Genomic DNA, 5695 nt, shown 5'->3' with positions numbered 1-5695 from the left:
GTCTTTTTCTTTGTTATAGACAAAGTCTTCTTTGGTAAACAGTCCTTTTTTTCGATTAGCCGAAGTACGGATCTTCGGAACAATTGCAGTAACGCCTGCCTCATGAACAGTCTTAAAGCTCGTGCTGTCGTCATAACCTCTATCAGCAAGAATAGTGATTTGTTGTCTACCCAAAGCTTGTTGCACATGTTGGCTCATGGGAACAAGCTGATGTCTGTCACTTGGATTGTTCGTTACGTAATGGGCGAGTATGAGATGGTACTTGGTGTCGACAGCCGCTTGAACATTGTAGCCAACTAATACGCCTTTATGCTTTAGTGCCATTCGCCTGCTGTCGGGGTCGGTATAGGAGATTTGTTTGTCGGGTAAGGTTTCCAATTCTTGCTGTATTGTTTTCTCGCTTACCAGACGCGCTTGCAGTTTAGCGAGCTTGCCTTTCAATTTTTCTGCGTCTTCAGTGCGGGACTGGCGGTCTGCTCTATCGAGCTCCATAAGATAATTGGCAATATCTTTTTCGGTTGTTTCGATACACGTCTTTATCAAACCACGTGAGTAGTTCTTAGCGATATTGTTAACCGCTTTGAACTTAGTGCCGTCAATAGCCACGATGGCATCCGTAAACATATTGAGTTCACGGCATATCAACACAAAGCGCTTACAGACTTGTTGTATCGCGTTGCCGTTGTCACGTCTGAAATCAGCAATCGTTTTAAAATCTGGGGTAAGACGCTCAACCAGCCACATCAACTCGACATTACGCTGCGTTTCTTTTTCTAAACGTCTGCTTGATTGAATGCGATTAAGATAACCATAAAGGTAAATCTTGAGCATGGTTGCCGGAGAATAGCTTGGCCTACCTGTGTTGGCTGGTTGGCAACGTGCAAAACCCAAGTCAGATAAACCTAATGAATTGATAAACATATCGACTGCACGAATCGGATTATCTTCATGGATGTAGTCATCTAAAACTTCGGGGAACAGCGTGCTTTGTGTTCGGCTTTGGCCTTCGATAAATCTCGACATGTGATTGAAACCTATCAATTTTTTGATAGTTTTATTGTACCAATTCAGATATCAATTGAGGACCGATACTTAAGACCGATTGATCATATAAAAAGTCTGCTTAGACCAAAAGGTGATCAATAGTTTTCACACAGCCTGTACGTGAAGCGGATATCAGCTCAAAATATCATCTTGCCTAAATAACTAGTGGTCGGAGGACTTCGGCTATTTAATATCTGTATTATTTTACCTATATTGAAACCGCACAGTTGAAAGCTGTTACAAACGAATTCAAATCTGTCACTATGAGATACAAGTCTATACAGGGAATTCTCGATGTCGCGACGCAACCAAACCATAATTAATGATGAAGTTACTTTTTCGGATGATGAAGAGCTGGTTTCAGTAACGGATACTCGGGGAGTAATACGATATGCTAACAAGGAGTTTTGTCGTGTTGCAGGCTTTTCAAAAGAGGAGCTCGTTGGTAAAAACCATAACATTGTCCGCCACCCTGATATGCCTAAAGCCGCGTTCGCCGATATGTGGTCAAAACTCAATTCTGGTCAAGCATGGCGAGGTGCTGTAAAAAACCGATGTAAAGATGGTAGATACTATTGGGTGGATGCCTTCGTGACGCCTCTCTATGAAGCAGGTAAGCTAACCGGATTTCAGTCTGTAAGAACAACACTTCCGTCAACAGTCAGAAATAGAGCCGAGTCTCTGTATCAACAGCTCAATACAGGAAAAAGCATCTCTGAGCCTTTATGGGAGTCTTTTAGATTCAGATTTGCATGTTTCTTGGCACTTTCAGTGTTAACGATGTTTTTATCTACCTACACAGTATTTTTTGGTGCTCTGTTTCCGGTTATCACATTCATTTGCTTTTATTCTGAATTAATCGCATTCCCAAGTGCGCTTAAAACTATGCAAATTGAGTACGACAGTGTCTCGCGAACAGTATATAGCGGGTCATCACTTATTAATGTAATGCACTTTCGAGATGCATTACATCAAGGAAGAGCGCGAACTATACTCGGCAGAGCAACAGACGGCGCAAAAGTTCTACTAGAAAGTGCGTTTGAACTCAAAAGCGCTTCGAGAGAAACACAAGAAGGTGTAGAGCGGCAAACAAAGGAGCTACATCAACTTGCGGCTGCGATGGAGGAAATGTCAGCAACTATCAAAGAGGTGGCGTCTAACACTGCCAGCACATCAGAAAGAGTTGATGCAGTGCACGTTGAATGCAGTAAGGCAACAGAATCAATGCAAAAAACAATGCAATCTGTCACTGCCTTGTCTGGAGAAGTGTCAGCGTCAGCAACATCGTCTGAGGAGCTAGCCAGTGAAGCCGAAAAAATTGGCAATGTAACGAAAGAAATTCAGGGTATTGCTGATCAGACCAATTTGCTTGCTTTGAATGCTGCAATTGAGGCTGCTCGCGCGGGAGAGCACGGTAGAGGGTTTTCTGTGGTTGCTGAAGAGGTGCGAGCGCTTTCAACGCGTACTCATAATGCAACCGAGCAAATACAAAGTTCCATGGCGGGGATAAAAGAAACGCTTCTGGCATGGGCCTATAAAATGCAGCAAGGTAAACAAACAGCAGAGCAGTGTTTATCTGAGACGGAGGCAGCGGTAGGAATCATCAATAAAGTGTATGAAGATGTCGCCACTATCGCGGATTATGCAACACAAATATCAACTGCTGCAGAGGAGCAGAGTGTTGTTGCAGAAGAAATCAGTCGTAACATAATGAATGTTAATCAGGAGGCTGATAATAATCTTTCGCTCGCAGGCGAGGTATCTAATCAGTCTGATAAAATTACCGAACGTTCCGAAGCGCTTGCATCGTTGCCCCTGAGTTTTCAGCAGTAGCCGTTAATAATTATGCAGTGTCTCTTCAGATATACACTCAGGCGGAGAGCAACAGTTGTTTAAGTACAAAATGAAATTTGACGGCGATGCGCTCAAAGCAGTTGCTATCGAAAACGCAGATTACCTTCAGAGCAAACTGGACTCGGTAAGGAGCGCTTTACAGTCGCAGATACTGTATTTGGCTGTGAAAGAAGGTGAGAGTATTACGACTCTGATTATTTCTAGCGAAAAATCGCCTCTGGAAAATATGACTTATGCACTAGAGGGCACGCCGTGCAGTAATATTGAAAATAACAACGTGTGTGTTTATCCCACCAGTGTAATGCAACGCTTCCCGCAAGATAAGCTATTACAGGATATTGGCTTCGATGGTTACATGGGTGCACCAATAATCAATGAAGACAGTACGGTAGTCGGCATTGTTGTTGCTTTGTTTGATTTTATCGATGAGCCAGTCCTATTAAAAACACAATTTTTCGGCAATTTTGCGGAACAACTGAGTCTCTATATTCAGAAATGTCATTTGGACAAGCGAACAGGTTCTCATCTCAGCTTACTTAATGAGGTACAGTCTATTTCAAAAACCGGGGCATGGGAATTTTATAATAAAGCGAAGCAAGTGTTTTGGTCTGACGAAATCTATGCCATCTACGGTGTATCAAAAGGACGTGAATTATCACCAGAGGAAGCGATCAAATTTTATGCTCCAGCCGCCCAAGATATAATCAAAGACGCATTCACTAATTTATTAAAAGATGCTGAGCCTTATAACTTGGAATTAGAGTTTGTTGATGCGACTGGCAACACTAAATGGGTAAGAACCACAGGAAATGCGGAATTAGATTCCAACGGGAACTTACTGCGAGTATTTGGTGCTTTTGAAGATATTACTGAGCAAAAGTTGATGTCAATACAGACTCGAGAGCATGCAGATAAGCTTGAGAATATTCTGAATAACTTAAATGACGCCGTTATTACTATCAACAGTCAGGGCCGTATGTTGCAGTGTAATGATGTGGCGGTCAGAATGTTTGGCTTCTCCCGAGAGGAGATGCTTGGTTCAAATGTCGCTATCATAATGCCAGAGCCATATGCAACGAAACACGACGACTATATGCGCCATTATGAATCTACGGGGGAAGCTAAAATAATCGGTGTAGGTAGGCAACTTCCTGCCCGGCGAAAAAATGGCGAAATCTTTCAGATGGAGTTGTCGCTTACGGAGACCACCCAGAATGGCGAAAAGCAATATATAGGTTTGGTCAGGGACATAAGTGAGCGAATAGAGGCTGAGGATGCTATTTATAACTTGGCTTTCACAGATAACGTAACCAACCTTCGTAACAGCCAATGGTTTGAACGAGAAGCAAAAGAGCATATGTTTAAGGCTATGCGACAAGGGCATTATGTTCATGCACTTTTACTCGATATTGATAAAATGGCATCGTTTAACCATCGTTTTGGTTTTCACAATGGTGATAAAGCGTTAAAGCAGGTAGCCGACAAGTTGAAAGCAATCATTGGCCACGATTATGCTATTTTCAAATATGATGCAGACTCCTTTGTCATACTGTCTCACAAGACTGCGTCAAAAACTGACCTTTATAGTTTCAACTCCAATCTGATTGAAAGCGCTCTACTCCACTCTGATAACTATAGAGTCGATATCGGCGGAACCACTTATTCATTGTCAGGCTCTCTTGGGAGCGCAATATTTAATCCTGCAGAACACTCTTTTGAAGCCATGTTAAGTGTGCTTGAACATGCAGTGATGCGAGCAAAGAATGACGCGCCATTCGGGCTCTGTCATATTGACAAAGATGGCATTGATGAATATGACAAGTACATTGCGATTCGCGATCGGGTACAAACCGTTGCCAATAGAGGTGAGCTGAGCCTTGCTCTTCAGCCTCAATATAACGCAAATGAAGAAATCATTGCATTTGAGGCTCTTATTCGATGGCACTCAGCTGAGTTTGGGTGGGTGAGCCCGGCTGATTTTATTCCAATTGCCGAAGAAACCGGTGCAATTTTTTCTATTGGAGAATGGGTCATAGAAGCCGCTTGTGATGCGCTTACAGAAATCATGAGTGAAGGAATATGCAGTAAGGTCTCTATCAACATCAGTGCTCGACAAATTGTGGCCCCAGAGTTTGCGCAGTTTCTAACTCGAACCACAAAAGAGAAAGGTATTCCTCCGCAAGTATTAATGCTAGAGCTGACAGAAACAGCACTTGTGTCCGACATGTCTTTGGTCAGAAAAACAATGCTAAAGCTAGCAGAACTAGGGTTTCATTTCTCAATAGATGATTTTGGGACGGGCTATTCAAGCCTTGCATACCTTAAAGAGTTGCCCATTTCAGAGTTAAAGATAGATAAATATTTTGTTGATGATATTGTTGACGATGCGCTGGATAAAGAATATGTGATAGTTGACGCGATTATCAATATGGCTAAGGCGCTAGGCGTAAGCTGTATAGCTGAGGGGGTTGAAAACGAAATCCAGCGAAATTACTTAAACAGATCAGGTTGTAATATTTTTCAGGGATACTATTTTTCTAAACCGCTTAATGAAAAAGATTGGAAGCAACTGCTGAAGACAGGTACCTTTAGTTCCTCATTACATTAATTGAAGCTACCTTGGGTTAATGTGAAAAAACCGAGCAGTTGTCTGCGAAAATAAACGACGTAACGTAAGCGTAACTCGAACCACACCTATTCAGTCATAGTTTAAAGCCATAGGCTACCATCAAGTTTAACCAATAAGGTGGTAGCATCATGAGCCGAGCATACCGAACTCGCGAGCAATGGCGTGAGC

Annotated in this window: 3 protein-coding genes; 2 read left to right on the top strand and 1 reads right to left on the bottom strand. The window is 42.5% G+C overall.

Annotation, left to right across the window (positions count from 1 at the left end; translation table 11 throughout):
• The coding region (locus tag DEU29_RS13645; protein WP_133540924.1) for an IS1182 family transposase at positions 1–1023 on the bottom strand (1023 nt) is incomplete at its 3' end.
• 315 nt (positions 1024–1338) lie between these two features.
• On the opposite strand from DEU29_RS13645, the gene DEU29_RS13640 reads away from it, so the two are divergent.
• Positions 1339–2877: a methyl-accepting chemotaxis protein gene (locus tag DEU29_RS13640; RefSeq protein WP_133540922.1), complete on the top strand. Its 1539-nt coding sequence runs from the start codon at positions 1339–1341 to the stop codon at positions 2875–2877.
• A gap of 70 nt (positions 2878–2947) precedes the next feature.
• Complete coding sequence (locus DEU29_RS13635; protein ID WP_133540920.1) at positions 2948–5506, top strand: bifunctional diguanylate cyclase/phosphodiesterase; 2559 nt, start codon at positions 2948–2950, stop codon at positions 5504–5506.
• Positions 5507–5695 lie beyond the last annotated feature (189 nt).

The organism is Idiomarina aquatica, from assembly GCF_004362895.1.
Lineage (GTDB): Bacteria > Pseudomonadota > Gammaproteobacteria > Enterobacterales > Alteromonadaceae > Idiomarina.
The sequence above is the reverse complement of the archived record's forward strand: the minus strand, read 5'-3'. Positions and strand labels throughout refer to the sequence as shown.